The sequence below is a fragment of the Devosia aquimaris genome, from assembly GCF_020169335.1.
GTDB classification, from domain to species: domain Bacteria; phylum Pseudomonadota; class Alphaproteobacteria; order Rhizobiales; family Devosiaceae; genus Devosia; species Devosia aquimaris.
In genome coordinates, this window is the sequence record NZ_JAIEZN010000001.1 from 2145426 (window position 1) to 2170409 (window position 24984).

At 63.7% G+C, this 24984-nt stretch carries 28 protein-coding genes; 17 read left to right on the forward strand and 11 right to left on the reverse strand.

Features of this window, described 5'->3' with window-relative positions:
- Nucleotides 1-6 precede the first annotated feature (6 nt).
- On the forward strand, nucleotides 7-924 hold the full coding sequence (locus K1177_RS10305; RefSeq protein WP_224703216.1) for a hypothetical protein: 918 nt from the start codon (nucleotides 7-9) through the stop codon (nucleotides 922-924).
- Nucleotides 925-941: 17 nt separating this feature from the next.
- On the opposite strand, the gene ltaE is transcribed toward K1177_RS10305, so the two are convergent.
- Both ltaE and K1177_RS10315 read right to left on the reverse strand, forming a co-directional pair.
- Entirely contained in the window at nucleotides 942-1958 is a 1017-nt protein-coding gene (gene ltaE / locus K1177_RS10310; protein WP_224703217.1) for a low-specificity L-threonine aldolase, read from the reverse strand.
- Between the two features lie 58 nt (nucleotides 1959-2016).
- Nucleotides 2017-2997: a methyltransferase gene (locus K1177_RS10315; RefSeq protein ID WP_224703218.1), complete on the reverse strand. Its 981-nt coding sequence runs from the start codon at nucleotides 2995-2997 to the stop codon at nucleotides 2017-2019.
- A gap of 522 nt (nucleotides 2998-3519) precedes the next feature.
- Here K1177_RS10315 and K1177_RS10320 point away from each other — a divergent pair.
- Nucleotides 3520-3729, forward strand: coding sequence for a cold-shock protein (locus K1177_RS10320; RefSeq protein WP_137152801.1), 210 nt, complete (start codon nucleotides 3520-3522; stop codon nucleotides 3727-3729).
- Between the two features lie 72 nt (nucleotides 3730-3801).
- Here the strand turns inward: K1177_RS10320 and proC are convergent, their stop codons facing one another.
- The 4 genes from proC to K1177_RS10340 form a co-directional block, all read right to left on the reverse strand.
- Nucleotides 3802-4626 (reverse strand): pyrroline-5-carboxylate reductase, encoded by an 825-nt coding sequence (proC, locus tag K1177_RS10325; RefSeq protein WP_224703219.1) that lies wholly within the window; start codon nucleotides 4624-4626, stop codon nucleotides 3802-3804.
- Nucleotides 4623-5123 carry a type III secretion system chaperone family protein gene (locus tag K1177_RS10330; protein ID WP_224703220.1) on the reverse strand — a complete coding sequence of 167 codons (501 nt, stop codon included), beginning with the start codon at nucleotides 5121-5123 and terminating at the stop codon, nucleotides 4623-4625. The genes proC and K1177_RS10330 overlap by 4 nt, the downstream gene beginning before the upstream one ends.
- A gap of 250 nt (nucleotides 5124-5373) precedes the next feature.
- On the reverse strand, nucleotides 5374-6096 hold the full coding sequence (locus K1177_RS10335) for a metallophosphoesterase family protein (protein ID WP_224703221.1): 723 nt from the start codon (nucleotides 6094-6096) through the stop codon (nucleotides 5374-5376).
- A 3-nt stretch (nucleotides 6097-6099) separates the two neighbouring features.
- Complete coding sequence (locus K1177_RS10340; RefSeq protein ID WP_224703222.1) at nucleotides 6100-6354, reverse strand: accessory factor UbiK family protein; 255 nt, start codon at nucleotides 6352-6354, stop codon at nucleotides 6100-6102.
- Nucleotides 6355-6466: 112 nt separating this feature from the next.
- Here K1177_RS10340 and lgt point away from each other — a divergent pair, with 112 nt between their 5' ends.
- From lgt to pth, 10 genes are all read left to right on the forward strand, one after another.
- Nucleotides 6467-7291, forward strand: a complete 825-nt coding sequence (gene lgt / locus K1177_RS10345; protein ID WP_224703223.1) for a prolipoprotein diacylglyceryl transferase — start codon at nucleotides 6467-6469, stop codon at nucleotides 7289-7291.
- 114 nt (nucleotides 7292-7405) lie between these two features.
- Nucleotides 7406-8485 (forward strand): class I SAM-dependent methyltransferase, encoded by a 1080-nt coding sequence (locus tag K1177_RS10350; RefSeq protein ID WP_224703224.1) that lies wholly within the window; start codon nucleotides 7406-7408, stop codon nucleotides 8483-8485.
- A complete protein-coding gene (pgeF, locus tag K1177_RS10355; protein WP_224703225.1) occupies nucleotides 8485-9255 on the forward strand; it encodes a peptidoglycan editing factor PgeF in 771 nt (256 codons plus the stop codon). The genes K1177_RS10350 and pgeF overlap by 1 nt, the downstream gene beginning before the upstream one ends.
- Before the next feature lie 113 nt (nucleotides 9256-9368).
- Complete coding sequence (locus K1177_RS10360) at nucleotides 9369-10301, forward strand: ribose-phosphate pyrophosphokinase (RefSeq protein ID WP_263574804.1); 933 nt, start codon at nucleotides 9369-9371, stop codon at nucleotides 10299-10301.
- 73 nt (nucleotides 10302-10374) lie between these two features.
- Nucleotides 10375-10734, forward strand: coding sequence for a YciI family protein (locus tag K1177_RS10365; RefSeq protein ID WP_224703226.1), 360 nt, complete (start codon nucleotides 10375-10377; stop codon nucleotides 10732-10734).
- A gap of 93 nt (nucleotides 10735-10827) precedes the next feature.
- Nucleotides 10828-11175 (forward strand): YciI family protein, encoded by a 348-nt coding sequence (locus tag K1177_RS10370; RefSeq protein WP_224703227.1) that lies wholly within the window; start codon nucleotides 10828-10830, stop codon nucleotides 11173-11175.
- Nucleotides 11176-11186: 11 nt separating this feature from the next.
- Nucleotides 11187-11528, forward strand: coding sequence for a YciI family protein (locus K1177_RS10375; protein ID WP_224703228.1), 342 nt, complete (start codon nucleotides 11187-11189; stop codon nucleotides 11526-11528).
- Nucleotides 11525-12763 carry an RNA polymerase sigma factor gene (locus tag K1177_RS10380; RefSeq protein ID WP_224703229.1) on the forward strand — a complete coding sequence of 413 codons (1239 nt, stop codon included), beginning with the start codon at nucleotides 11525-11527 and terminating at the stop codon, nucleotides 12761-12763. The genes K1177_RS10375 and K1177_RS10380 overlap by 4 nt, the downstream gene beginning before the upstream one ends.
- Before the next feature lie 124 nt (nucleotides 12764-12887).
- Entirely contained in the window at nucleotides 12888-13511 is a 624-nt protein-coding gene (locus K1177_RS10385) for a 50S ribosomal protein L25/general stress protein Ctc (RefSeq protein ID WP_224703230.1), read from the forward strand.
- A 70-nt stretch (nucleotides 13512-13581) separates the two neighbouring features.
- Nucleotides 13582-14283 (forward strand): aminoacyl-tRNA hydrolase, encoded by a 702-nt coding sequence (gene pth / locus K1177_RS10390; protein ID WP_224703231.1) that lies wholly within the window; start codon nucleotides 13582-13584, stop codon nucleotides 14281-14283.
- 33 nt (nucleotides 14284-14316) lie between these two features.
- Here pth and K1177_RS10395 read toward each other — a convergent pair whose 3' ends face one another.
- Nucleotides 14317-15099 carry a DUF4394 domain-containing protein gene (locus K1177_RS10395; RefSeq protein ID WP_224703232.1) on the reverse strand — a complete coding sequence of 261 codons (783 nt, stop codon included), beginning with the start codon at nucleotides 15097-15099 and terminating at the stop codon, nucleotides 14317-14319.
- A 154-nt stretch (nucleotides 15100-15253) separates the two neighbouring features.
- On the opposite strand from K1177_RS10395, the gene K1177_RS10400 reads away from it, so the two are divergent.
- Nucleotides 15254-15799 carry a sigma-70 family RNA polymerase sigma factor gene (locus K1177_RS10400; RefSeq protein WP_224703233.1) on the forward strand — a complete coding sequence of 182 codons (546 nt, stop codon included), beginning with the start codon at nucleotides 15254-15256 and terminating at the stop codon, nucleotides 15797-15799.
- Nucleotides 15796-16500 (forward strand): anti-sigma factor, encoded by a 705-nt coding sequence (locus K1177_RS10405; RefSeq protein WP_224703234.1) that lies wholly within the window; start codon nucleotides 15796-15798, stop codon nucleotides 16498-16500. The genes K1177_RS10400 and K1177_RS10405 overlap by 4 nt, the downstream gene beginning before the upstream one ends.
- Here K1177_RS10405 and K1177_RS10410 read toward each other — a convergent pair.
- Nucleotides 16497-17801, reverse strand: a complete 1305-nt coding sequence (locus K1177_RS10410) for a PQQ-dependent sugar dehydrogenase (protein WP_224703235.1) — start codon at nucleotides 17799-17801, stop codon at nucleotides 16497-16499. The genes K1177_RS10405 and K1177_RS10410 overlap by 4 nt on opposite strands.
- 166 nt (nucleotides 17802-17967) lie before the next feature.
- Between K1177_RS10410 and ychF the strand changes: the two genes are divergently transcribed.
- The gene (gene ychF, locus K1177_RS10415; protein ID WP_224703236.1) at nucleotides 17968-19065 is read left to right on the forward strand and encodes a redox-regulated ATPase YchF; all 1098 of its coding nucleotides are present in this window, start codon (nucleotides 17968-17970) and stop codon (nucleotides 19063-19065) included.
- A 338-nt stretch (nucleotides 19066-19403) separates the two neighbouring features.
- Here the strand turns inward: ychF and K1177_RS10420 are convergent, their stop codons facing one another.
- Together K1177_RS10420 and K1177_RS10425 are read right to left on the reverse strand one after the other, a co-directional pair.
- The gene (locus tag K1177_RS10420) at nucleotides 19404-19838 is read right to left on the reverse strand and encodes a hypothetical protein (RefSeq protein WP_224703237.1); all 435 of its coding nucleotides are present in this window, start codon (nucleotides 19836-19838) and stop codon (nucleotides 19404-19406) included.
- A gap of 216 nt (nucleotides 19839-20054) precedes the next feature.
- Nucleotides 20055-20879, reverse strand: coding sequence for a phytanoyl-CoA dioxygenase family protein (locus K1177_RS10425; protein ID WP_224703238.1), 825 nt, complete (start codon nucleotides 20877-20879; stop codon nucleotides 20055-20057).
- 132 nt (nucleotides 20880-21011) lie between these two features.
- Between K1177_RS10425 and K1177_RS10430 the strand changes: the two genes are divergently transcribed.
- Nucleotides 21012-21788 (forward strand): helix-turn-helix domain-containing protein, encoded by a 777-nt coding sequence (locus K1177_RS10430; RefSeq protein WP_224703239.1) that lies wholly within the window; start codon nucleotides 21012-21014, stop codon nucleotides 21786-21788.
- Nucleotides 21789-21797: 9 nt separating this feature from the next.
- Here K1177_RS10430 and K1177_RS10435 read toward each other — a convergent pair whose 3' ends face one another.
- Nucleotides 21798-22721: a helix-turn-helix domain-containing protein gene (locus K1177_RS10435; protein WP_224703240.1), complete on the reverse strand. Its 924-nt coding sequence runs from the start codon at nucleotides 22719-22721 to the stop codon at nucleotides 21798-21800.
- 159 nt (nucleotides 22722-22880) lie between these two features.
- Between K1177_RS10435 and K1177_RS10440 the strand changes: the two genes are divergently transcribed.
- Nucleotides 22881-24962 (forward strand): ABC transporter substrate-binding protein, encoded by a 2082-nt coding sequence (locus tag K1177_RS10440; RefSeq protein ID WP_224703241.1) that lies wholly within the window; start codon nucleotides 22881-22883, stop codon nucleotides 24960-24962.
- The last annotated feature ends 22 nt before the right edge of the window (nucleotides 24963-24984 follow it).

A 24984-nucleotide genomic window follows, 5' to 3' on the forward strand; every position in this document is an offset into this window, starting at 1 on the left:
AACATCATGATCCGCCTAGCCACTGCCATTGCCCTTCTGCTGGCCGGAACCGCCATAGCCTGGGCCCAGACAATTGACGACCAGGTCCAGGCGTTTATCGACGCCCCCGGCTTTGACGCCGTCGACACCGTGCCGCTGGAAATCGATCTCTCCGAACAATGGCTGGACACGGACAAGGTTTCGCCCGGCGGCACCGTTGGGCCCATCGAAAAGGCGCTCTTGATCGCCACCCAGGCCATTCCATCGACCCGCACCCGCACCCAGCTCTCCTATGGCGAACTGATCGCTGAAGATGGCACACCTGTCAGCCTGATCGAGGTGATCCACTACAATCTTGGACCGACCATTCACGATCTGACGGTCGACGAATTTGGCGCCGACGACACCGCGGACACGGCAGATTTTGGTCTCGGCGACCACATGGCCTGGCGGTTTGCCTTTCAGCCGCTGATGAACAATTCAGCCGTCCTGATCAACGCCAGCGTGCGCACGGTATCGGACAAGGAAGCGTCGAAAGCGGACTGCATGGGGCGAACCTGCTTGGATCTGGACATGACATTCAACGATGTCGTCCAATGGACCGAAATGGACGGCAACCTGCCCGAATGGCCGGAGGTCTATGCCGCGCAGTCCGATGACATTGCCACCCCCGCCTTCGCCGTGTCGCAACTGGCAGTGCTTGGCTATTGGGCCAATGCCGAAGCCGGCCATTATCAATGGACCGGCGGCGAACATCCCGAGTCCGTTCGCGATGACGCCTTTTACCGTTTCATCGCCATCGACCGGAACCTGGGCCAGGATTCGTCGATCGACGTCGTCTGGCGGGAGTCAGCGCTCAATGATGACGAGCTCTCCGCTATTGCCTTCCGTCGGGCTGAAGTTATCGGCGACGTCTATTTCCTGCGGGCTTCGCGCAAGCACTGACCAGGGCGTACCCAGTCTCAGGCGAAGAACGATTCAACCACCGCCAGGGCTCCGTCCACCGCCGCATCGTCAACGTCCAGATGGGTCACCCAGCGCTGCTGACCATAGGTGCCGGTGATGCCCACGCCCTGCTCGTTGAGGAAGGCCATGAAGCGCTCGCCAACATCAGGGTCCATGTCCACGAAGATGATATTGGTGTCGGGCATGTCGAGCCGGATTGCCGGGTAGGCTGAAAGACCCTCGGCGAGGCGCTTGGCGCGGCGATGGTCCTCAACCAGCCGCGCTATGTTGTGGTCCAGCGCGTAGAGCCCCGCGGCCGCCAGAATGCCGGACTGCCGCATGCCGCCGCCCAGCATCTTGCGATGGCGCCGCGCCATGTCGATCAGGTCCTGCCGTCCAGTCAGTACAGAACCCACCGGCGCGCCCAACCCCTTGGACAGGCAGATCGACACCGTGTCGAACGGCGCGGTGAATTCAGCAATCCCAACCCCCAAAGCGGTGCAGGCATTGAACGCGCGTGCCCCGTCCAGGTGCAGGCCCAGGCCATGGCGCCGGGCAATCTCGGCCACATCGCGCATATAGCCCATGGGCAACGCGCGCCCGCCAAAAGTGTTTTCCAGCGCAATCACGCGGGTGCGCGCATAGTGGCTGTCGTCAGGCTTGATGGCCGCCTCGATATCGGCCAGCGCCAGCGTCCCGTCAGCCTGATGCGCAATCGGCTGTGGCTGGATCGAGCCCAGCACGGCCGCACCACCGGCTTCGTGGCTATAGAGATGCGCCTGCTGCCCGGCGATATACTCATCGCCGCGCCCACAATGGCTCATCAGTGCCAACAGGTTCGACTGCGTCCCGCTCGGCACGAACAACGCAGCATCCTTGCCCAGCATTGCCGCCATGCGCTGCTCAAGCAGTCGAACAGTTGGATCATCGCCGAACACATCGTCGCCAACCTCTGCATCGGCCATGGCCGTGCGCATGCCGGACGATGGCCGGGTCACGGTGTCGGAGCGAAAGTCGAAACGGATCGTATTCATGGGCAGGTCCCGATTTGGTTGCTGCACCTAACCGCAATCCCGCGTCGATGGCTATGGCCTATGCCGCCACGTCCCCGCCCGTTTCCGATCCATCATTGGCCGCAGTCAACACATTGGGTGGCTTGCGCGCCACCACGATAATGCCGGTTATCGGCGCGCCACGGTCGAACCGCAACACCACGGTTTCGAACCGCAGGATTTCGAGCCCCGCCGCGATCACTGCGTCGCGCGTTGCGTTGACGCCGTGGGCATAACGCAGCGAGGGGCGCAGGAACACAGCCTCCTCGCCGTCATGGGCCTCGAGCGAAAAGGCCACGATACCTGCTGGCCGCAAGGCCGGCACCAGTGCCGCCAGCACGGGCTGCAGCGCGCCACAATAGATGAACACATCTGCCGCCGTGACAAGATCGGCATCGGCCCGGCGGGCATTGAGCGCCGCCACCAGTTCCGCCTTGTCGAGTCGATCATAAATGCCCTTGCGGGCCGTTTCAGCGATCATGGCTGCCGAAATGTCCACGCCTTCCAGATGCGCCACCTTGGCGCGCAGGCGTTCGCCCATCAGCCCGGTGCCACAACCCAGATCAAGCCCGCGCTGGAACTGCTCGATTCCCAGCCGCTCCATCTCGGCGCGGACCAGATCGTCCAGAATTTCAGGCACGCGATAGCCCAGCTTGCCCACCAGCGACTCTTCGAACTGGGGCGCATATTGGTCGAAAAGCGCCTCGACATAGCTCACTGCGGTACCCTGCCCCGCCGCAGCGGCACCGTGCACGGCCAGCTTGAGCTGCGCACCGAACACGCCGGCATCGTCCAGCGCCTCGACATGGCGCCAGGCCGATATGGCGCCGGCGGTGTCGCCGGCCTTGTCGCAATAGCTGCCCAGCAGGTCCCAGCCTGCAGCCCAGTCGGGCGCCAGTTCGAGTGCCTGCTGCATCAGTTCGGCAGCCGCGCTGAAGTCGCCGCCGTCAGCCAGCATTTTGGCATAACCCGCGCGGCGGTCGGCGATCACATCGCCGGAAGAATGAAACGCCTTGGTCAAGACGAAAGATCTCAGGGAGCAACGGGCCCAATCGCCCGGCGCGCGGATTTGACTGAAAACGCGGCAGAACGCAAGAGGCTTGCAGGGCCGGCACTGCGCAGGGCTGGCCCGGTGGCACCGCATGGCACGCTCGGTGCCAGCGGCGCGACGCACGTCAGCATTTCCCCTTAGTCTTGGAGCCCCCGCCCAACCCGTTGCAACGACCACGCCAATTCCAGCCACATCTTGTTGGCAGCGCCCACACTTCTTGGGATTTTCCTATCAATACTTGGCATCACAAGCGCCCAACGCCGCCGTCACTGTGTTCGACTCAGCCCCTTTGGCATGCTGCGGCGGAGTATTGAACGTCGAAGTTTTTAACGCTAAAGTCACCAGATCGAATATTGCGGCCGACCGATCTGAACCTGCGAACGTCCATTCGCCTCTGCTGACGTCAATTTCCGATATTTCGATATCACTACAAGCCTGGACCAATAGTGGCCCAGGCTGCCTACCAGCAGACTGCACGAGGGAACGCGCATCATGGCAACTGGCACCGTAAAATGGTTTAACGGTCAAAAGGGCTACGGCTTCATCCAGCCCGATGAAGGCGGGGCGGACGTCTTCGTCCACATCTCCGCCATTCAGCGGTCCGGCCTGAATGGCCTCGATGAAGGTCAGAAGATCAACTACGAGATCGTCAAGGACAAGCGGACCGGCAAGTCGGCCGCAGACAATCTCACGCCTGCTTGAGCTGATCGAGACCGAACTCGGAATTGGGGCGCGTCCGGTAGGAGGGAACGCGCCCTTTTTTTTTGTCTGGCGCTAGCCGCGCCCGAGTTCTTCACTGCGGGCGCGTGCGGCTGCCACCGTGCGTCCCACCAGATCGGTGAGCCCCGGCTCGCCCATCAACACGGAAAGGCCGGCGGCCGTGGTGCCATTGGGGGAGGTCACATTCTCACGCAGTATCGACGGCGCCGTGCCGTCGGCATCCAGCAGCGCAGCAGAACCGATCACGGTCTGTCGGGCCAGCTGATCGGCAACCGCATCGGACAGGCCCTGCGCCCGCGCGGCAGCCGCCAACGCCTCGACCATGTGGAACACATAGGCAGGGCCCGAGCCCGAAACCGCCGTCACGGCATCGATCTGGCCTTCGTTGTCCAGCCACACCACCTGCCCTGCCGCCTGCAGCAGCGCATCGGCGGTGTCGCGGTCAGCCAGCGCAATATCGCTGCCAGCGACCAGTCCGGTGATCCCCTTGCCGACCTGGGCCGGGGTATTGGGCATGGCGCGGACGACCCGACCCGTGCCCAGCCGACTTGCCAGCCGCGCCAGGTCAATGCCTGCCGCAATCGAAATGGCCAGCGTGTTCGGTCCTATAACCGGCGCCAGGCTTTCCATCACCCCATCGATGATCTGCGGCTTCACAGCCAGAACCAGCACATTTGGCGTCAACCCACTGGCCTGGCTGTACAAAGTCAGGCCGTAGTCCTCGGCCAGTTCCTTGGCAGCCGGTGCAGGCGACGGATCGACAAGAATGAGATTGTTGGGCGGCAGGCCGGCATCAAGCCAGCCCCGCGCCAGCGCCAGCCCCATCTTGCCGGCACCGACGAGCATGACCGGCCCGATGGATCGCAATGGCGCGCTCATGCTTCACCTACGGTTTCAAACATCACATGGCTCAGCGCGTCCGCAGCCGTCTTGCCGGCCCAGACCACGAACTGGAACGCCTGGTAGTAGAGATCGCAACTGTCCGTCGCCGAACGCAACAGCGCTTCGCACTGTTGCGGCGACACTTCGGCTCCGCCGGTCAGCAGGTGTGAATTGCGGAACAGCACCACGCCTTCCTTGTTCCAGATGTCGAAATGGCCAATCCAGAGCTGTTCGTTGATCAGCGAGATGAGTTGCTTGATCTCGGCGCGCCGGCCCTCGGGCACCTTCAGGTCGAAGGCGCTGGCGATGTGCAGGCTCTCCAGATCTTCCATCCAGTTGAAAGACACGTGATAGTCACTCCAGCCGCCGCGAACCGAGATGGAAATCTCGTCGGCGTCCTGGCGCTCGAATGTCCAGTCATTGATCGAGGCAATGTGCTCAATAATGTCCACCGGGTGAACATTGCGATCAATCTCGACTTGAATAAGTGACATAGACGTATTGTGTCCTGGCAACGCGTATTGGAATTGATGCAGCCCTTGGGGCGCGCAACTGTCGGATACTCAGGGAACTCAATGCCCGTACAAGGGCTTACGAATCGTCCCGATGCTCAGACCGTACACGTCCCCACTGATTCAGGGGACGCGACGCAGAGCAGGAACACCATTCTCTTGTGGATGATGATCGAGGGTGAAGGGTTAACCAAGTGTTAACACAAACACTCTCTCAACAGGTCAAAATGGGTCAAAACAGGCCAGTTGCATCGACCCAGCCGGTCTGCAGCGCCGCCTGCCAGGGCGCAAAGCCGTTGGCGACCGCTTTCTCGCCTGCGGCCATATAGTCATAGGGCACCACCCGCAGGTCGGTGAACCACTGGCCACCGCGCCGTTCGATGATCGCATAGCGGGCATCGGGCGATCCGTGCACCAGTTGAAGCCCCACCGCACCCGGATTGATGATCTGCCGCCCGTCGGGCAGGCGAACGGCCCGGGCGATGTGGGTGTGGCCACACAGCATGACGGGGAAGTCGACGCCCTCGGCAAGTCGCGCGACGGTCTCGAGCGGCGGCAAGATGGTCTGCCGGTCCTGAAACCAGCCATCGACCCAAGGCATCACGTCGGACTGCGGCGTGCCGTGGCAGAGAAACACTTCGCCATTGAACACGGCCGTTGCCGGCAAATCGGCAAGCCAGGCGCGGTGGCTCTGCTTCATCCGCATCAGCGCGAAGCGGTCGACCGGGTCCAACCCCTTGTCCTGCGGATCGATCAGCCAGCGGTCATGATTGCCGCGGATCACCGGGCCATCGAGCGCCATCAGTCGGTCGGCGGCGCCGGCCGGGTCCAGCGGACCGCTCACATGGTCGCCCAGGCATAGTGTGGCATCGACACCCTGGCGGGCGATATCGGCCAGCACCGCATCGAGTGCCAGAACATTGCCATGCACATCCGAGATGATGGCGAGCCGCATATCCTACTGGGCTTTGGCAGGCTTGCCCTTGAGTTCGGCCAGTTCGCGCCGCAAGGCATCGATTTCTTCGCCCTGCACCTGCACCAGTTCGCGCAGCGCGTCAAAATCCTCGCGCTTGACCAGGTCCATGTCGGCAACAATGCGCTGGGCCTGGCCCTTGACCACGGTCTCCACCTCGCGGCGAACCCCGTCAGCGACGCCAGCGGCCTCGTTCATGACGCGGCCAAGCCCGTCAAAGATCCTGTTGCTCTGGTTCATCGCATACCCCGTTTGGTTCGGATTGGTGTCTTGATACTTAGGCGATGGCTGCCGACTTGACCAGAGAGGCCGAAGCGGCAATGGTCCGCCCGATTGCCGCAGGAGCCAAAGCGTGCCCTTTCCCGATATCAATCCGGTTGCCTTTGCCATCGGCCCCCTTGCCGTGCGCTGGTATGCGCTGGGCTATCTGTTCGGCGTCGGCCTGGGCGCCGCCTATGGCTACCGCCTGCTTGCCAACACCGGGCTGTGGCACAAGGGCCAGCCGCCCTTCAAGGCCCCCGATATCTGGGATTTCGCCTTCTGGACCATGCTGGCCATCGTCATCGGTGGCCGCGCCGGATACGTGCTGTTCTACAATCTCCCCTTCTACCTGGCCAACCCGACCGAGATCATCAACACCCTCGACGGCGGCATGTCTTACCACGGTGGCATGATTGGCCTGATGATCGCGGCCATCGTTTTCACCCGCTCCAAGGGCGGCAATTGGCTGAGCGCTCTGGACCTGATCGCCTCGGTTTCCACCATCGGCATTTTCCTGGTCCGCATCGCCAATTTCATCAATGCCGAGCTCTATGGCGCCCCCACCACCCTGCCCTGGGGCGTGATCTTCCCCACCGACCCCGATCTCGTGCCGCGCCATCCCAGCCAGCTCTATGAAGCTGCGCTTGAGGGGCTGCTACTGTTCCTGGTCATCCGGGTGTTCACCCATGTCTTTTACAGCCTGCGCCGCCCCGGCATGGTCGCCGGCATCTTCGGCATTGGCTATGGCCTGAGCCGTATCGCTGTCGAATTTGTGCGCCTGCCCGATCCGCAACTGGGCTATCTCTGGGGCGGCTGGCTCACCATGGGCATGCTCCTCAGCCTGCCGCCGGTTCTGGCGGGGATCGGCCTTGTGGTTTATGCCGGAACGCGCAAGCAAAGCCCGCTGCGCGGCTGAAATGCCGCCAGGCGCCCCACTCTGGTCAGAAAGCCCGTCCATGTCCGCCCCGACCCCTGGATGCGCCCGCCCTGCACCCGAGCCGGACCTGGCCAATGACTGATCAAGGTGCTCATGACTGAACAAAGCCCCAGCCTGCCCGAACTGATCGACATGCAGATCCGCACCACCGGCCCCATGTCGGTGGCCACCTATATGGGTCTGTGCCTCACCCACCCCACCAAGGGCTACTACCGCAATGCCGATCCGCTCGGCACGGCCGGTGACTTCGTGACGGCGCCGGAGATCAGCCAGATGTTCGGCGAGCTGATCGGCTTCTTCTTCGTCAATCTCTGGCAGCAGATGGGCAGCCCCAAGGAATTCACCCTGCTCGAGCTGGGCCCCGGCCGCGGCACGCTGATGGCCGACATCCTACGTGTCGCCTGCCGGGCCGAAGGATTTCGCGATGCGCTGGACCTGCGCCTGTTCGAAACCAATCTGGCCCTGATCGCGGAACAGAATGCACGGCTGGAAGCCTATGGCGCCAAGTGGATCGATGGCTTCGACAAGGTCGGCCCCGGCCCGCTTCTTGTGGTCGCCAATGAATTCTTCGACGCCCTGCCTATCCGCCAGTTCGTGCGCGGCGAACAGGGCTGGCACGAGCGCATGGTGGGTCTCGTCGATGGCCAGCGCCGCTTCGGCCTCAACCCCACGCCCATCCCGGCCTCGGCCATGCCTGAAGTTGTTGCCGATGCCGAACCCAATGCGGTGCTCGAAGTGGGCCTGGCCAGTGGCGAGGTGATGAACCGCCTGGCCACCACCATCTCCACCCAGGGCGGCGCGATTCTCGCCATCGACTATGGCTATGCCCGCACCCAGACGGGGGAAACGCTGCAGGGCGTGCGCCGTCATCAGTATGCCGACGTGCTCGACGCCCCCGGCGAGGTGGACATCTCCGCCCATGTCGATTTCGAGGCGCTTGGCACGGTCGCCAAGGGCGCCGGCCTGACGGTGCAGCCACTGGCCACCCAGGGTCAGTTCCTCACCCGCATGGGTATCAACCAGCGCGCCAGCGCCCTGATCGCCGCCAATCCCGGCATGGCCGATGAGCTGGCCGCCGCCAAGGCGCGCCTGGTCGCGCCTGAACAGATGGGCAATCTGTTCAAGGCCTTCTGTGCCGCCAGCCCAGGCCTGCAGCCGCCGGGGTTCGAATGATGACCGCCCCCTTTGAGCAGGCCCCGGCCCTCGCCGTCGTCCCTGGACTGAAGCATGCCTTCTTCGGCCGCCAGGGCGGCGTTTCGTCCGGCGAGTTTGCCGGCAACAACATGTCCCTGACTGTTGGCGACGACGAAGACAATGTCATCCGCAACCGCGCCGATGCCGCCACCCAGCTCGGCTTTGCCGCTACCACGCTCTGCCTGCTGCGCCAGGTGCATTCCAATACCGTCGTGACCGTGGATGCCCCGACATCGCCCCAGCCGCTGGTCGATGCCGATGCCATGGTGACCACTACCCCCGGTCTGGTGCTGGGCATCATGACCGCCGACTGCACGCCGATTCTGCTGGCTGACAGGGAGGCTGGTGTCATCGGCGCCGCCCATGCCGGCTGGCGCGGCGCTGTCGACGGCATCTGTGGCACCACCATTGATGCCATGGTCGCCGTGGGGGCCGAGCGCACCCGCATCGTGGCGGCCATCGGCCCCACCATCTATCCCGAGAACTACGAAGTCGGCGCCCAGTTCGAGCGCGATTTTCTCGCGCTTCATCCCGGCGGCGCGCACCATTTCTCGGCGCCGGCAGGCGGACAACCCCATTTTGATCTGCCCGGCTTTGTGGTGGAACAGCTTCGCGGGGCGGGCGTCGCCACGGTCGAGCGCGCCGGCGCCTGCACCTATGCCGATGCCGACCGCTATTTCTCCCACCGCCGTGCCACACACCAGCACACCCGCACCGGGCGGCAGATCGCCATGATCGGTTGGCTTTAATTGTTTACCTATCGACCAATTGCGGCGTTGCGAGTCTGACAGGGACTCGCTAAAGCTGCCCGCGAAACTGGAAGGCCTCGCTCCCGGAGGCCGGTTGAGACAGGATCGCGCCCATGAAGCTGGTGACCGGCAACTCCAACCGGGCCCTTGCCCAGGCCATTGCCAGCTATCTTGAGCTCCCCCTGACAGATTGTACGGTCAAGCGCTTCGCGGACAAGGAAGTCTATGTCGAGGTGCATGAGAATGTGCGCGGCGAGGATGCCTTCATCCTGCAATCGACAAGCTTTCCGGCCAATGACAACCTGATGGAGCTGTTGATCCTCACCGACGCGCTCCGTCGCTCATCGGCCCGCCGCATCACCGCCGTGCTCCCCTATTTCGGCTACGCCCGTCAGGATCGCAAATCGGCGCCGCGCACCCCCATTTCGGCCAAGCTGGTCGCCAACCTCATCACCCAGGCCGGTGCCAATCGCGTGCTGACGCTCGACCTGCATGCCAGCCAGATCCAGGGCTTTTTCGATATCCCCACCGACAATCTGACTGCCGCCCCCGTGATGGTGCGCGACATTCAGGACAATTATGACGTCAAGAACGTCATGATCGTCTCGCCCGACGTCGGTGGCGTGGTGCGTGCCCGCAATGTCGCCAGCCGCATCGGCGCCAATCTCGCCATCGTCGACAAGCGCCGCCCCCGCGCCGGTGTGTCCGAAGTGATGAACATCATCGGCGACGTCTCGGGCCAGTCCTGCATCCTGATCGACGACATCGTCGACAGCGGCGGCACCCTGGTCAACGCTGCCGAGGCCCTGCTCAAGGCCGGCGCCAAGCAGGTCTCGGCTTACATCACCCATGGCGTGCTGTCCGAAGGCGCTTCCGAGCGCATCGCCGCCAGCAAACTCAAGGAACTGGTGGTTACCGATTCCATCGAGGAAACCGAGGCCCAGCGCCTGGCCGGCAATATCCGCCGCCTGGCCATTGCCCCGCTGATCGGCGAAGCCATCGCCCGCACCGCCAGCGAACAGAGCGTTTCCAGCCTGTTCGACTAGGCACCTGTCGAAATCACTCTATCTCGCGCGACATTGCCCTGACTGGCTATGTTGCCGACAAAGGAGTGCGACCATGAACTATTTGCTGATGCTCTTCGCCGACGAAAAGGCCGGCATGGCAATCCCACCCGACCAGATGGCCGGCTTCATGAACCAGATGGCGGCTTATCAGGCGACGCTGGAGAAAGCCGGCGCCTTTGTTGGCACCGCCGCGCTGCAGACCACCGACACGGCCCGCACCATCACCACCCAGGGCGGCGAGCTCAAGGTGCATGACGGCCCCTATGCCGACACCCGCGAACAGTTCGGTGGCTATTTCATCATCGCAGCGCCCGACATGGCCGCGGCCATAGCCCTGGCCGCCCAGTGCCCGGCGGCCACCTGGGGCCACATCGAAATCCGCCCCTATCACCCGCAATTTGGTCCCGACTGACATTTTTCTGCTGGAAGAGTCGAAAGGCTCGGGCACTCTCCGACATTGTTGCATCGGAGTGAGAGCACCCGAGCCACCACAGGAGACTTTCCTATGCAATTTATGCTGCTGATCCACGGCAATGAACGCGCCATGATGGAGGCGACACCCACCGACGCCACCGGCATGACCCCGGACTATGCCGCCTACAACATGGCCCTGGTCAAGGCTGGCGCCATGGTGGCAGGCGAGCGCCTGCGGCCCACCACAGATGCGGCCAGCGTCCGCATCCGCAACGGCCGCACCGAAGTGCTTGACGGCCCCTATGCCGACACCAAGGAACAGTTCGGCGGCTTCTACATCATCGAAGCCCCCGATCTGGACAAGGCCATGGACTGGGCGCTGCAGTGCCCGGCGTCGCGCCATGGCACCATCGAAGTGCGCCCCGTGGTTCAGGGCTGAGGAGAAAAGCCATGCAGTTCATGATGTTGATCCACCACGACGACGAACTCCTGGCCGCAGCGCCACCTTCGCTGTGGAACGAATATGCCGCCTTCAACCAGGCGCTGGCCAAGGCCGGCGGCACCTCGGGCCTGCGGCTCGAACACGCCAGCAAGGGCCGCGCCGTCACCCAGCGCAATGGCAAGACCGAGCTGTTTGATGGTCCCTATATGGAGAGCAAGGAACAGTTCGCCGGCTATTTCATGATGGACCTGCCCGATGTCGAGCAGGCCGTGCAATGGGCCGCGCGCTGCCCCAGCGCCCAGTATGGCACCGTCGAGGTGCGCCCCATCTGGCCGACGCGCCCGCAATGAACGCGGCGACTGCCCGCCAGACTGCCGAGCGCGTCGCGCGCGACAGCTATGGCCGGCTCCTGGCCTATCTGGCCGCCCGTACCCGCGATGTCGCGGGTGCCGAAGATGCGCTGGCGGAGGCCTTCGCCAGCGCCCTGCACACCTGGCCCGTCCATGGTGTGCCCGACAATCCGGACGCCTGGCTGCTGACCGTGGCCCGCCGCCGCCAGACCGACGCCATGCGGCGGCGCCAGACTCGTCGCGAGGGCGAAGTGCATCTCAAGCTGATGCACGAGGAGATGGACGATGCCGCCATGCAGCAAGACAATATTCCCGATCGTCGCCTGGCGCTGATGTTCGCCTGCGCCCACCCCGCCGTCGAGCCGGGCATGCGTGCGCCGCTGATCCTGCAGACCATATTGGGCCTGACCGCCATCGATATTGCTGCGGCCTTCCTGATCCCGCCCGCCACCATGGGGCAGCGCCTCGTGCGGGCCAAGGCCAGGCTGCGCGAGGCGGGTGCCGCCTTCGCCATTCCCGATCGCGACGAGCTGGCGGGGCGCCTCGATGCGGTACTCGAAGCCATTTATGCCGCCTATTCCAAGGGCTGGACGCAGATCGGCGACACGGCTGCCGATCGCCTGGCGGGCGAAGCCATCTGGCTGGGCCAGCTGGTGGTCGCTTTGGCGCCCGATGAACCCGAGGCCAAGGGCATGCTGGCGCTGATGCTCTATGCCGAGGCGCGGCGCGCGGCCCGGCGCGGTGCCGACGGCGCCTATATTCCACTCGACGCGCAGGACACTGGGCTCTGGGACCGCGCCATCATCGCGAAGGCGGAATCGCTGCTGCATGCAGCCAACCGCGCCGGCCCCACTGGCCGCTACCAGATCGAGGCGGCCATCCAGTCCGCCCATGTCGCCGGGCGAGTCTCCGCCCAGACCGATTGGCGGTCCATCGTGGCGCTCTACGATGTGTTGTTCGCGCTGACGCACTCGCCCGTGGTTGCGCTCAACCGCGCCGCCGCGCTGGCCGAGACCGCGGGTCCACGCGAAGCCCTGGCCGCTCTCGACTCCGTCGCGGGCGATCCGCGCATGGCTGATTATCAGCCCTATTGGGCTACCCGCGGCCATCTGGCGGCCCGGGCCGGTGATCGCCAGGACGCGCTCGAAGCCTTCAATATCGCCATTGGCCTCTCCACCGACGAGGCTGAGCGGCATTATCTCATCGCCCGGCGCCAGGCGCTGCAGGATGGCTAGGCTTCCCGCTTGCCCGCCGCCCGCGTTTGGGCTATAGCCCGCGCCATGAAGCGCTCGTCACCCCTGGAGGACGGGCGCGTATGCTGTTGTAGTGACGCATACACCAACCAGAATGGATATTTCCATGGCTGCGACGACTAAAGTGCTCAAGGCACAGGCGCGTGACGGAGTTGGCAAGGGGGCCGCTCGCGAACTGCGCCGTCAGGGACTGGTCCCTGCTGTTATCTACGGTGACAAGAAGGCCCCCGTCACCATCGCCCTCGCCTACAAGGATGCACACAAGTACATCTACGCTGGCGGCTTCCTCAGCCACATCATCGAGCTCGATGTTGACGGCACCAAGCACCGCGTGATTCCGCGCGACTACCAGCTCGACCCGGTGAAGGACTTCCCGATCCACGTCGATTTCCTGCGCGTCGGCAAGAGCACCAAGCTCAACGTCCAGGTGCATGTGAACTTCATCAATGAAGAAGCCTCCCCGGGCATCAAGCGCGGCGGCACGCTCAATATCGTGCACCACACGCTCGACCTGACCGTTTCGGCCGACAAGATCCCCGAGGAAGTCACCGTCGACCTGACGGGTCTGGACATCGGCGATGCCATCCACATCTCGTCCATCAAGCTGCCCTCCGGCGCTGTCGACCACAGCCACGAAGACGATCTGACGATCGCCACCATCGTTGCTCCGTCGGCGCTGAAGTCGGCTGGCGATGCCGGCGAAGCGGAAGCCGAAGCCTCGGCCGAGTAATCGCGCCGCCGGTTTCTGCAACCAGTTTGAGGCGGCCTCCGGGCCGCCTTTTTCATTTCGGGAGCGGCACATGAAACTGCTTGTCGGCCTGGGCAATCCGGGCAGCCAATACCAGGGCAACCGCCACAACATCGGCTTCATGGCGCTGGACGCCGTGGCGCGTGCGCATGGCATCACCCAGTTCCGCAGCAAGCACGCCGGGCTCCTGGCCGAAGGCAACATCGCCGGGGAGAAGGTGCTGCTGCTCAAGCCGCAGACCTTCATGAACCGGTCTGGCGACAGCGTTCAGCAGGTCGCCGGCTTCTACAAGATCGCGCCCGCCGACATCATCGTGCTCTATGACGAGCTGGACCTGGCGCCGGGCAAGGTGCGCGTCAAGGTCGGCGGCGGCAATGGCGGCCACAATGGCCTGCGTTCCATCGATCCGCAGATCGGGCTCGACTACAAGCGCGTGCGCCTCGGCATCGGCCACCCGGGCAAGGAATACGTCACCAACCATGTGCTGGGGGATTTTGCCAAGGCCGACCAGGCCTGGCTCGAACCTCTGCTCGACGCCATTGCCAGCCATATCGGCCTGCTGCTGGCCGGTGACGACAGCGGCTTCATGAACAAGCTGGCGCTGGCCACCAAGGGCACTGACGAGCCGGACGCCAAGCCCGCCCCCAAGGCCCAGAGCCACATCCGCCAGGCCCGCCCCGCCAAGCCCCAGGCCGAAGTGCCCAAGACCGGCCCCATGGCCGACATGCTGAAAAAGCTCCTAGGCAAGGAGTAGCGGCCGCGCCGGGGCGCGACCGCAAAGCCGGAGTTACGGCAGGATGGCGATGTCCTCGATGGCGCCGTCAACGCCGGTGATTTCACCCACGCCGGTTGCAGCACCGCTCTCGAGGTCGACGGTGTAGAGCATGGTCCCGGCCACCAGATAGGCCGTGTTGCTCAGGTCTTCGGTGGCAACGATATCGAAGGCATAATTGTCCGCCCCGTCGATCCCCAGCTTGCCGATGGCCGCCAGGACGCCGTCATTGGGCGATGTCTGCTGGATCAGCGCCACAATGGTGGCATCGATATCGAACATCGCCGTCTTTTCGGGCTTGCCGATGGAGTTGGTATAGGCTGCCGCCACGATGGCGGGCGTTTCCCCGGCATGCATGTCGGCACCGTCATAAGCCAGCGAACCATCGACCGTGACCATGCCATCGTCGACATTGACGCGGTGGTTGGTGCCGTCGCTGGCCATCAGGCGCAGCCGATCGGCGGCCGGGTTGAAGTCGACAATCGCGCCATCATAGCTGGGCAGCTGTTCAGACACGGTGCTCTTGACCGTCGCCGCACCCGTGGCGGTGTCAATGGTCACGATCTCGCCGGCCTTGGACACGCCATAGAGCATCTTGTCGGCGGGGCGCACGTCGATGCCGGCCAGCGCGTCCACGCCAGTCACATCCATGGTGCCCGAGACGGCCAGCGTTTCGGTATCAAACATCACCAGCGTCTTGTCGCCGACCAGGCCAACGGCAGGGGCGGCCAATGCGGCAGCAGAAAAGGCCACCAGTGCGGTGCCGGACATCAGGGTCAAGCCAAGCAGTTTCGTCATCGGTCATCTCCATTTCGGGATGGCGCTCTCTGCGCCCGTTACATTGGCTCTACCCACCAGCGGCGCTTGCGGATGCACCGCCGCACAAAAAAATCTGCCGGGTGCATCCACAGCCCCGTTCCGCGCGTAAGATGAGTGACAAAAGGCAGGACCCATGGCCCCACAGGACCGAGACACCGCCGCGCTGATCCGGCGCATCGCCGCCGGCGAGCAGACCGCCCTGGCGGAATTGTTTGCCGCCGAGGCCGGCCGGCTGGTGGCCATCGCCAGGCGCATCGTTCGCCGACAGGATCTGGCCGAGGAAGTGGTGCAGGACGCCTTTGTCGCGGTCTGGCAGCGCGCCGGCCAGTTCGACATGGCGCGCGGCAGCGCCGGTGCCTGGCTCACCACCATCGTGCGCAACCGCGCGCTCAACCTGCTGCGCGACAGCAGCCGCACCGACTATCACGACGGGGAAACCCTGGCGGCCCTGGGCGATCGCAATGCAGACGTCACCAATGCCTTTGATGCCCTGGCCGAGCGCGATGCCCTCAAGGCGTGCCTGCGCGGGCTGGACGAGGCCAAGCGGCGCGCCATCCTGCTGTGCTATGTCACCGGACTGAACCATGGTGAAGTCGCCGCCACGCTCAATGCCCCGCTGGGCACCGTGAAAGCCTGGATCCGCCGTGGCACCATCGCCTTGCAGGAGTGCCTGTCATGACCCGCGAGGACAAGCTTGCGCTGGCTGGCGACTATGTGCTGGGCCTGCTCGACGATGCAGAACGGCACGATTTTGAGCAACAGGCCGCCACCGACACCGAACTGGCGGAGATGGCCCGCGACCTCGGCGAACGCATGATGGCGCTGGACGATACCGTGACCCCGGCTGCATATGATCCAGGCCTCTGGGCGCGTATCGAGCAGCGGCTCGGTGCGGTTTCGGCCCCCAATGTCACGACGCTGCGCCCCGCCCGCCGGACCATGGCGCCCGCACAGCGTTGGCTGGCGCTGGCAGCCAGTGTCGTTGTTGCGCTCGGACTGGGCTATGTCGCCGGGCAGATCCAGCGTCCGTCCGAGCAGCCCACCGTCGTGGCGGTGCTGCTCAACCAGACCGATTCTTCTCCGGCGGTGATCGTGGAGGCCTTTGCCGATGACAGCTTGCGACTGATGCCGCTCGAGGCGCTGGCCGCACCGGCTGGGCAGGTGCTGCAGGTCTGGACCTTGCCCGATGCACAGACTGGTCCGGTATCGCTGGGCACGCTGCAGGTGGCGCAGGATCTGCGCCTGACCGGGCCCGACCTGCCGCTGCCGCAGGCCGGCCAGCTCTATGAAATTACCCTTGAACCGGCCCCCGGCTCACCCACAGGCAAGCCGACGGGCCCCATTCTGGTCAAAGGCTTTGCCAAGGCCGTGTCGCCTTAGGCGACGGTGACACGCCAGACGGCGTCGCCGACGTCGTCCACAGCCAGCAGCGCGCCATCCTTGGCGACAGCGACGCCCACCGGGCGGCCGCGCGAGATCTTCTCGTCATCGGCAAGGAAACCGCTGAGGATGTCGATCGGCTGGCCGCTCGGCATGCCATTGGCAAACGGCACCAGGATCACCTTGTAGCCGCTCAGCTTGCTGCGGTTCCACGAACCGTGCTGGCCGATCACCATGCCGGCCGGCAGCGCGCCCAGCGTGCCCTGCGGCGCCCAGCACAGGCCCAGCGAAGCCGTGTGGCCACCCAGTGCGTAGTCGGGCGCCGTCGCGCGGGCCACCAGCGCGGCATTCTGCGGCACGCGGTCATCCACGGTCTGGCCCCAATAGCTGAAGGGCCAGCCGTAAAAGCCGCCATCCTTGACCGAGGTCAGATAATCCGGCGGGGTTTCGTCGCCCAGCCCGTCGCGCTCATTGACCACGGTCCACAGCATGCCATTGGTCGGCTCCCAGGCCATGCCCACCGGATTGCGCAGGCCGCCGGCGAATTCGCGATGCTGCCCGGTCACCAGGTCCAACTCGAAAATGCAGGCGCGGCCCTCTTCGACCTCCATGCCGCTTTCGGCAATATTGCTCAGCGAGCCCACCGCCACATAGAGCTTGGTGCCCTCGGCATTGGCGAGCAGATTGCGCGTCCAGTGCCCGCCCGGCTTCATGGTCATCAGCGTCTTGCCCGGCGCGGTGATGCGTGTCTGGCCGGTGACATAGGGATAGGCCACCACGCTGTCGGTATTGCCGATATAGAGCTGGTCACCCACCAGGGCCATGCCGAAGGGCTGGTTGAGCCCGCTCATGAACACTTCCCGCACTTCGGGCACGCCATCGCCATCGGCATCGCGCAAGAGGGTAATCTGGTTGGCGCTCGGGCGCGTGGCGCCGGCACGGGCCATCACCCGGTTCATCGCATAGTCGCGGATATTCTTGGGCGTGCCCGGAATGCCGGCCGATTCGGCGATCAGCACGTCACCATTGGGCAGCACATAGGCCCAACGCGGATGCTTGAGATTGAGCGCAAAGGGCGTGACCTTGAGGCCTGGCGCCACAACCGGCTTCTCGCCCTTTTCCCAGCCCTTGGCCGTCGGCATCTTGAGCATGGGGATGGCGCCCTGCGGCTTGGCCTCGGGAATGGCCGGGGCCGCGCCCACCGCCTGGGCAAAGCTGCCCATGTGGCGGCCACGATAGTAATACCAGGCGCCGGCGGCGATCAGGGCGGCCAGGATGACCAGAACGAGAATGAGGTTCATGCGACGCCTCCGACAGGAAAAGGGGGGAACACGGGATGCAGGCAGATAGATGTTAGCGGTAATACGATGCGCAGGCCCGCGCGACAAGCCGCCGATTGACCGCCACGCATTGACATCTCGGCCCATCCGAACGAAGTGAAGACCAACACTTTCCGGAGCTATCCCCATGGGTTTCAAGATGGGCATCGTCGGCCTGCCGAATGTCGGCAAGTCGACCCTCTTTAACGCGCTGACCCGCACCGCTGCCGCCCAGGCCGCAAACTTCCCCTTCTGCACCATCGAGCCCAATGTGGGCGAAGTGGCCGTGCCCGATCCGCGTCTGGACAGGCTCGCCGTCATCGGCAAGTCGATCAATGTGCAGCCCGCCCGCATGAGCTTTGTCGATATTGCGGGCCTGGTCAAAGGCGCCTCCAAGGGCGAAGGCCTGGGCAACCAGTTCCTCGCCAATATCCGCGAATGCGACGCCATCGCCTATGTGCTGCGCTGCTTTGAAGACGGCAACATCATCCATGTCGCCAACAAGGTCGATCCGCTGGCCGACGCCGAAGTGGTCGAGACCGAGCTGATGCTGGCGGACCTTGAAAGCCTCGAGAAGCGCCGCGCGGGCGTGGAAAAGAAGGCCAAGGGCGGCGACAAGGATGCCAAGCTGACGCTCGACCTGATCGACCGCGCCCTGCTGTTGCTGCGCGACGGCAAGTCGGCCCGCTTCGTCAAGCGCGAAGCCGAGGAAGAAAAGGCCTTCCAAGAGCTGCAGCTGCTGACGTCCAAGCCCGCGCTCTATGTGTGCAATGTCGATGAAGGCTCAGCGGCCACCGGCAATGCCATGAGCAAGCAGGTGGAAGCCTACGCAAAAGAGCATGATGCCGGCGTCGTGGTGATCTCCGCCGAAATCGAATCCCAGCTCGCTCAGCTCCCCAATGCCGAACAGGCCGAGTACCTGGAATCCCTGGGCCTGGAAGAAGCCGGCCTGAACCGGCTGATCCGCGAAGCCTATGACCTCTTGGGCCTGCAGACCTATTTCACGGTCGGCCCCAAGGAAAGCCGCGCCTGGACCATCCACAAGGGCGACAAGGCCCCGGCCGCCGCCGGCGTCATCCACTCCGATTTCGAGCGCGGCTTCATCCGCGCCCAGACGATCGCCTATGACGATTTCGTCGCCCTGGGCGGCGAAGTGGCCGCCAAGGAAGCCGGCAAGGCCCGCGACGAAGGCAAGGAATATGTCGTCAAGGACGGCGACGTCATGCTGTTCAAGTTTAATACTTAGGACCGGCCGCTGCGCGGTGAAATCGCTCCGGTGGAGCGATTTCAGGTCCTAAGGCCATGAGAGCTATGCTCGAATGGCACAGATGTCCCGCAAACGCGATCTGGCCGGCATCGACCAACCCACAACAAGCTTGGCTTGCTGACATATCTCAGGATGGATCCCGGCCTTTGCCGGGATGACATCGAGGGCGGGACGGCCCATGCGCTTGCGAACAATCTCTGGGCAGGAAGCGATCCCATTACAGCCATAGTGGACAGCACTGCCAAATTCCAAAGGGGGCCGTTCGCAGCGCGTATTTGCGATTATGGAATCGTGAAGACGCTAATAAATCCGATCCATCATGCCGCGGTCTTCTGAGATAGCGCTGCGGCCCTAATCAGTACTAGCCACCCTGCAAACAATATCGGTATGGGCGTCCACAGGTATTCCTGCCATGACATTTGCCTGAACAAGTCACTCAGCCCCAGCAGCAGACACGACAGCGCCGCTCCCCCAAGTATAAGCGAAATGGTTGCGCTCAAGAGGGGCCGCGCCGTATTCCAAGCAAAAACGCCGCCGCGCCCCGTTGAGCGCCACAGGCAAACCACAGTGATGCCGAGAAGTATCGGCGCCAGCAGCAGGGCCAGAATGACAACCCCGCCGATTGGCAAGATCGTGCTGTCGGCACTAGATGGAAGCCCCACCGAATCTGCAGGATAGTAGAACCACGGAACGATGGCGATATAGGCTGGAATTGCTAACGCCAACGCCCAGCACGAACGCAACAGCCACATTTATTACATCGCTCCCGGCCATAGAGAGATGGAGAACACTTTGAACTCAAAAATCAAGATTTATGCACCGAAGCGACCACCCGGCAATCACAATAGCAGGCACGGTGCAAAAGTCAGGTGCTCGTCTAGTTGAAGACGTCTGCTTTCGACAGCCTTACACCTGAAGCCGCCAGTCCCGTTTCCGCCTCTACATGCACCGCCCCGCCCCTGCCCCCCTCAATGCGGCCCAGCCGGCATAGCCTGCACGGTTCCACACGGCCCGCCGTCACTGTTCACCCCGATCACCTGCCGCACGCCAGAAAAGCTCATCGCCTCGTACCAGTGGCTCATCTCCACCGTGCTGGCCGGCACATAGTGGAAGATCAGCGAGCGGCGGAAGCGGTCGGTGCTGGTGTTGGGCGTCGAGCCATGGATGACGCTGCCGTTGAAGAACAACACATCCCCCGCCTTGAGTTCCATCATCTGTGGCGTCAGGCCCGGCGGCGGCTCCACATGCTCGCTGGTGAAGAATAGTTTCGGGTCGGCCTGCTCGGGACAGGCGATGTCGAGCCCTGACGTCTCGGGCACGCACATCATGCCGCCATTGCCGGCGTCGGCGTCGTCCACCGCCACCCAGGCGGCCATGCAGGTGCCCGGCTTGACCCGCAGGTAGAAATTGTCCTGATGCAGATCCTGCCCGCGCGCGCCCGGCGGCTTGAAATAGAACATCGACTGGCAGGCATAGGGCTCTTCACCCAATAGATCGGCCAGGATCGGCTCCAGCCGCGGATCGAGCATGTGGCGCATCGCCAATTGGCCGACGGCTTTGTCGGCATGCTTGTGCGGATGCATCATTCGGGGAAACCGGCTCAGCGGATCATTGCCCGCCACTGCACCACGCGGCAGGTCCGACAGGCCCGGCACCGGGCCATTGGCGGCCTCGGCCATGAAGGTGTCGCGGATTTCATCGATCTCGGCAGCGCTGAACAGCCCGCGCACGGCCAAAAAGCCGTCTCGCTGAAAGTCTGCGCGCTGGGCGTCGGTCAGGTCTTGTGCAGTCATATGGTCCTCTCTCCCTGCAGCTGATCCTGCGCGTCTTTGATGTTTCCGACCATCGAATATGCTGCCAAACTCCTGTACTATCCTGCTATGGCGCATCACGCAGACACCCCATATCAGGCAACAAAGAGCCTGTTGACCGGACATTTCCATGAACAATCCGGCTATCGCGCCACGCGCCGCCAAGGTTCGGGCGATTGGTTGCTGATTCTGACGCTGGATGGCCAGGGGCGCTTTGGCCATGCGGGCGGCGATCTTCTGGCTACGCCTGGCGATTGGGTATTGCTGCGGCCCGGCACACCGCACGACTATGGTGTTGAGCCACAGCAGCAGCGCTGGGAATTGCTGTGGGCGCATTTCCAGCCCCGTGCGGACTGGTTTGCCTGGCTCGGCTGGCCCGAGGTCGCCAGGGGGTTGATGCGCCTGCACATCGAAGGCGAGGACGGGCGGCGCCTGGCCACACAATTCCTCGCTGTCCACGACCTGCTCAACAGCCAGCGCCGCCGTGCCGAGGCCCTGGCGGTCAATGCGCTCGAGGCGCTGCTGCTGGGTTGCGATGCGCAATTGGACCTGCAGGCCGGCACCGCGCAGGATGCGCGCATCGCCCGGGCACTCGATTATCTCGAACGGCACATGGCCGAGAAAATCCTGGTCGAGGACGTTGCCAACGCGGTTGGTCTCTCGGCGTCCCGCCTGGCGCATCTGTTCCGCCAGCACACTGGCCAGACCCTGCAGCAGCACCTGGAACTGCGCCGCATGCAGGTGGCGGCTGAACTGTTGCGCCGCACCGGATTTCCGGTCAAGCAGGTGGCTGCCAGCACCGGCTTTGACAGCCCGTTCTATTTCTCGCGCCGCTTCACCCAATGGGCGGGCCTGTCCCCCATTGCATTTCGCCGCCGGCGGCAGGGGTGAGGATCCCGCCTAGCCCTCGATGGTGTCCTTGCGCATCTGGCTCGGCGTCATGCCATAGGCCTTGCGGAAATGTTCGTAGAACTGCGTCTGGCTGACAAAGCCCGATTGGAACGCGACGTTGGCGATCGAGAGGCTGCCGTCGAACAGCAGCGAGCGCGCCCGGATCAGCCGCATGCGGATGACGAATTTCTGCACCGAGATATGCATCACCTTGGTGAACAGGTTCGTCGCGTAGTTGGGATGCAGCCCCACCACATCGGCGATGCTCTCCGAAGTCAGCGGCTCGGTGATGTTCTCAACGATATGGCGCACCATGCGCACCACATAACGCACCGGCGAGCCCGTCCGCGTGCGCGAGCCCGCGCCTTCCACCCAGGGCGACAGCAGCGTGTCCCAGCCGGTGATCGCGGCCCGCCGGAACATGGTGCCGATCTCCGCGCGCACGATCTCGCTGCGCAGGGCATTGCCACTGCGATAGTCCTGATGCCAGCGGTCCAGCGTTTCCAGCCCCACGCAATCGGCATTGAGCTGGATGACGCCGCCGCCCATCAGCGTCTCGGTCAACCGGCCCAGCTGCGGCATTTCGAGAAACGCATCCATGGGCAGGTAGATATTGAGCTGCCGGCCCATGGCCGTGTCAGGGCTGAGCGCAATGGTCTGGTGCGGTATCCCGGCCCAGAAGGCCACCAGTCGCCCCGAGCCGATGCTGACAGGCCCGCCGTCGAACACATAGTCCATGCTGCCTTGCGTCAGCCAGTTGAACTCGATGTGCCCATGGGTATGGGCATAGGCCATGAGCTGCGGAGCAAAGGAGCGAATGCCGAAGCGACCGAAGGCCTTGCCGGACGAATAAAAGCTGCGATCCGGCCGCGGCATCGGACGGGGTGCACTTTCGCGCGGCACCGCAGCAAGCACGCCAGCGCCCTTAATCATACAATTCGCCCGTTCTTAGAAAACCGGAATAAGTCTCTACTATTCCGGATTGTTTACCGCGTGGCAAGGCGTAGGTTTTGCTGGTCAGCACGGGAAGACGCCGGATGGGAGTATCCGGACGCGGCCATTTAAAGCCGACCCGATGCTATGGGAGGTTTTATGAGAAAACACACGATTGCCCTTGGCGGGGCAGGATTGATGCTGGGCGTTTCGCTGCTAGCAGTGCACGCCCAGGAACTGACCGGCGAACTTCCGGATCCGCCGGAATTTGCAGCCCAGAGCGAACCGGTCTTTGTCAGCATCTCCGACATTCTCGAGTACAAGGCGCTGCCCGAATACCACGAGCCCGACTGGGTTACCTCGAAATATGTCGAGGCCGGCACCCTGCCGCCAGTCGCAGAGCGCCTGCCCAAGGAACCCATGGTCTACAAGACCGCCAACATGCCCGACGGCGTCGGCGTATACGGCGACACCATGCGCCATGTCATCGGCGGCCGGCCGGAAGGTTGGAACTACATCGGCGGCCAGAGCCAGGGTTGGGGCGGTATCGACATCGGCCTCTCCGAGTGCCTGACGCGCACCGGTCCATTGTTCATGGTCAAGGCAGACGAACTTGAGCCCCTGCCGAACCTGGCCAAGAGCTGGGAATGGTCCGAAGACGGCAAGTCGCTCACCATGCACCTGATCGAAGGCGCCAAGTGGTCCGACGGCGACCCCTTTGATGCTGACGACGTGATGTTCTACTGGGAAGACAACGTCAACGACGCCAATGTCTCCCCGCTGAACGGCGCGACGCCGGAATCCTGGGGTGTCGGCACCACACTTGAAGCCCTTGATCCCTATACGATCAAGTGGACCTTCAAGGAGGCCAATCCCACTCAGTATCTGTACACCATGGCCTATGGCACCTTCTGCCCGGGCCCGAGCCACATTCTCAAGCCGCAGCACCCCAAGTACAACCCCGACAACACCTACGAAGAATACAAGAACGCCTTCCCGCCGGAATATATGAACATTCCGGTCATGGGCGCCTGGGTGCCGGTTGAGTATCGTGCTGACGATATCGTCGTGATGCGCCGCAACCCCTACTACTGGAAGGTTGACGAGGCCGGCAACCAGCTGCCCTACCTTAACGAAATGCACTATCGCCTCAGCACTTGGGCTGACCGCGACGTCCAGGCCGTTGCCGGTTCGGGCGACTTCTCCAACCTCGAACAGGCGGAAAGCTTCGTTGAGTCGCTCAAGCGCTCGGCTGAAGACAGTGCCCCTGCCCGTCTGCAGTTCGGTGCCCGCACCATCGGCTATGCCCTGCGCATGAACTTCTCGGCCAATGGCTGGGGTGAACCCGATGCACGCGGCCAGGCCGTCCGCGAACTCAACCGCAACCTCGATTTCCGCAAGGCAATCACAGTGGCGCTTGATCGCCAGCGCCTCGGCGACTCTCTGGTGCGCGGCCCCTTCACCGCCATCTATCCGGGTGGCCTGTATGCTGGCACCACCTACTACGACAAGGCCTCGACCGTGTACTATCCGTACAACATCGAAGCCGCCAACGCCCTGCTCGACGGCCTCGGTCTGACCGATACCGACGGCAATGGCATCCGCAACTTCCCGGCAGACCAGGCCGGCGGCGGTGACCTTGAGATCACCCTGCTTGCCAATACTGACTACGGCACCGATACCAATCTGGCCGAAGGCGTCATCGCGCAGCTCGAACCACTCGGCATCCGCGTTATCGCCAACTTCCAGAGCGGCACCGCCCGTGACGACATGGCCCAGTCCGGCCAGTTTGACTGGTCAGTTGAACGTCAGGGTTCCGAAGTCGTCTCGGTGGTTCAGGGCACGTCTGCCCTCGCTCCGACCGGCCCGCGCACCCATCCGTTCCACCGTGCCGGCACGGACGGAACGCTTGACCTGCTGCCTTTCGAACAGGAACTGGTCGACACCGTGAATGCATTTATCGCCACCAGCGACAATGCTGAACGCGCCGAACTGATGAAGAAGTATCAGAACGTCTTCACCGAGAACGTGTATTCCGTCGGCCTGACGCAGTACCCGGGCGCTCTGATCATCAACAAGCGCTTCGCCAACATCCCGGCTGGTTCTCCGATCTTCATGTTCAACTGGGCAGAAGACAACATCATCCGCGAACGCGTCTTTGTTCCGGCTGATCGCCAGGGCGACTTCGAGCTGCACCCCGAGACGCTACCTGGCGCTCCGGGCTCGGCTGGCCCGATGTGATCTGACGCCATTGGGGTGGCGG

What these genes read in the sequence shown, in the direction of transcription:
- K1177_RS10305 (WP_224703216.1), top strand. Translation starts at nt 7, where the DNA reads ATGATCCGCCTAGCCACTGCCATTGCCCTTCTGCTGGCCGGAACCGCC.
- ltaE (WP_224703217.1), bottom strand. Translation starts at nt 1,958, where the DNA reads ATGAATACGATCCGTTTCGACTTTCGCTCCGACACCGTGACCCGGCCA.
- K1177_RS10320 (WP_137152801.1), top strand. Translation starts at nt 3,520, where the DNA reads ATGGCAACTGGCACCGTAAAATGGTTTAACGGTCAAAAGGGCTACGGC.
- proC (WP_224703219.1), bottom strand. Translation starts at nt 4,626, where the DNA reads ATGAGCGCGCCATTGCGATCCATCGGGCCGGTCATGCTCGTCGGTGCC.
- K1177_RS10330 (WP_224703220.1), bottom strand. Translation starts at nt 5,123, where the DNA reads ATGTCACTTATTCAAGTCGAGATTGATCGCAATGTTCACCCGGTGGAC.
- K1177_RS10335 (WP_224703221.1), bottom strand. Translation starts at nt 6,096, where the DNA reads ATGCGGCTCGCCATCATCTCGGATGTGCATGGCAATGTTCTGGCACTC.
- K1177_RS10340 (WP_224703222.1), bottom strand. Translation starts at nt 6,354, where the DNA reads ATGAACCAGAGCAACAGGATCTTTGACGGGCTTGGCCGCGTCATGAAC.
- K1177_RS10350 (WP_224703224.1), top strand. Translation starts at nt 7,406, where the DNA reads ATGACTGAACAAAGCCCCAGCCTGCCCGAACTGATCGACATGCAGATC.
- pgeF (WP_224703225.1), top strand. Translation starts at nt 8,485, where the DNA reads ATGACCGCCCCCTTTGAGCAGGCCCCGGCCCTCGCCGTCGTCCCTGGA.
- K1177_RS10360 (WP_263574804.1), top strand. Translation starts at nt 9,369, where the DNA reads ATGAAGCTGGTGACCGGCAACTCCAACCGGGCCCTTGCCCAGGCCATT.
- K1177_RS10365 (WP_224703226.1), top strand. Translation starts at nt 10,375, where the DNA reads ATGAACTATTTGCTGATGCTCTTCGCCGACGAAAAGGCCGGCATGGCA.
- K1177_RS10370 (WP_224703227.1), top strand. Translation starts at nt 10,828, where the DNA reads ATGCAATTTATGCTGCTGATCCACGGCAATGAACGCGCCATGATGGAG.
- K1177_RS10375 (WP_224703228.1), top strand. Translation starts at nt 11,187, where the DNA reads ATGCAGTTCATGATGTTGATCCACCACGACGACGAACTCCTGGCCGCA.
- K1177_RS10380 (WP_224703229.1), top strand. Translation starts at nt 11,525, where the DNA reads ATGAACGCGGCGACTGCCCGCCAGACTGCCGAGCGCGTCGCGCGCGAC.
- K1177_RS10385 (WP_224703230.1), top strand. Translation starts at nt 12,888, where the DNA reads ATGGCTGCGACGACTAAAGTGCTCAAGGCACAGGCGCGTGACGGAGTT.
- pth (WP_224703231.1), top strand. Translation starts at nt 13,582, where the DNA reads ATGAAACTGCTTGTCGGCCTGGGCAATCCGGGCAGCCAATACCAGGGC.
- K1177_RS10395 (WP_224703232.1), bottom strand. Translation starts at nt 15,099, where the DNA reads ATGACGAAACTGCTTGGCTTGACCCTGATGTCCGGCACCGCACTGGTG.
- K1177_RS10400 (WP_224703233.1), top strand. Translation starts at nt 15,254, where the DNA reads ATGGCCCCACAGGACCGAGACACCGCCGCGCTGATCCGGCGCATCGCC.
- K1177_RS10405 (WP_224703234.1), top strand. Translation starts at nt 15,796, where the DNA reads ATGACCCGCGAGGACAAGCTTGCGCTGGCTGGCGACTATGTGCTGGGC.
- K1177_RS10410 (WP_224703235.1), bottom strand. Translation starts at nt 17,801, where the DNA reads ATGAACCTCATTCTCGTTCTGGTCATCCTGGCCGCCCTGATCGCCGCC.
- ychF (WP_224703236.1), top strand. Translation starts at nt 17,968, where the DNA reads ATGGGTTTCAAGATGGGCATCGTCGGCCTGCCGAATGTCGGCAAGTCG.
- K1177_RS10420 (WP_224703237.1), bottom strand. Translation starts at nt 19,838, where the DNA reads ATGTGGCTGTTGCGTTCGTGCTGGGCGTTGGCGTTAGCAATTCCAGCC.
- K1177_RS10425 (WP_224703238.1), bottom strand. Translation starts at nt 20,879, where the DNA reads ATGACTGCACAAGACCTGACCGACGCCCAGCGCGCAGACTTTCAGCGA.
- K1177_RS10435 (WP_224703240.1), bottom strand. Translation starts at nt 22,721, where the DNA reads ATGATTAAGGGCGCTGGCGTGCTTGCTGCGGTGCCGCGCGAAAGTGCA.
- K1177_RS10440 (WP_224703241.1), top strand. Translation starts at nt 22,881, where the DNA reads ATGAGAAAACACACGATTGCCCTTGGCGGGGCAGGATTGATGCTGGGC.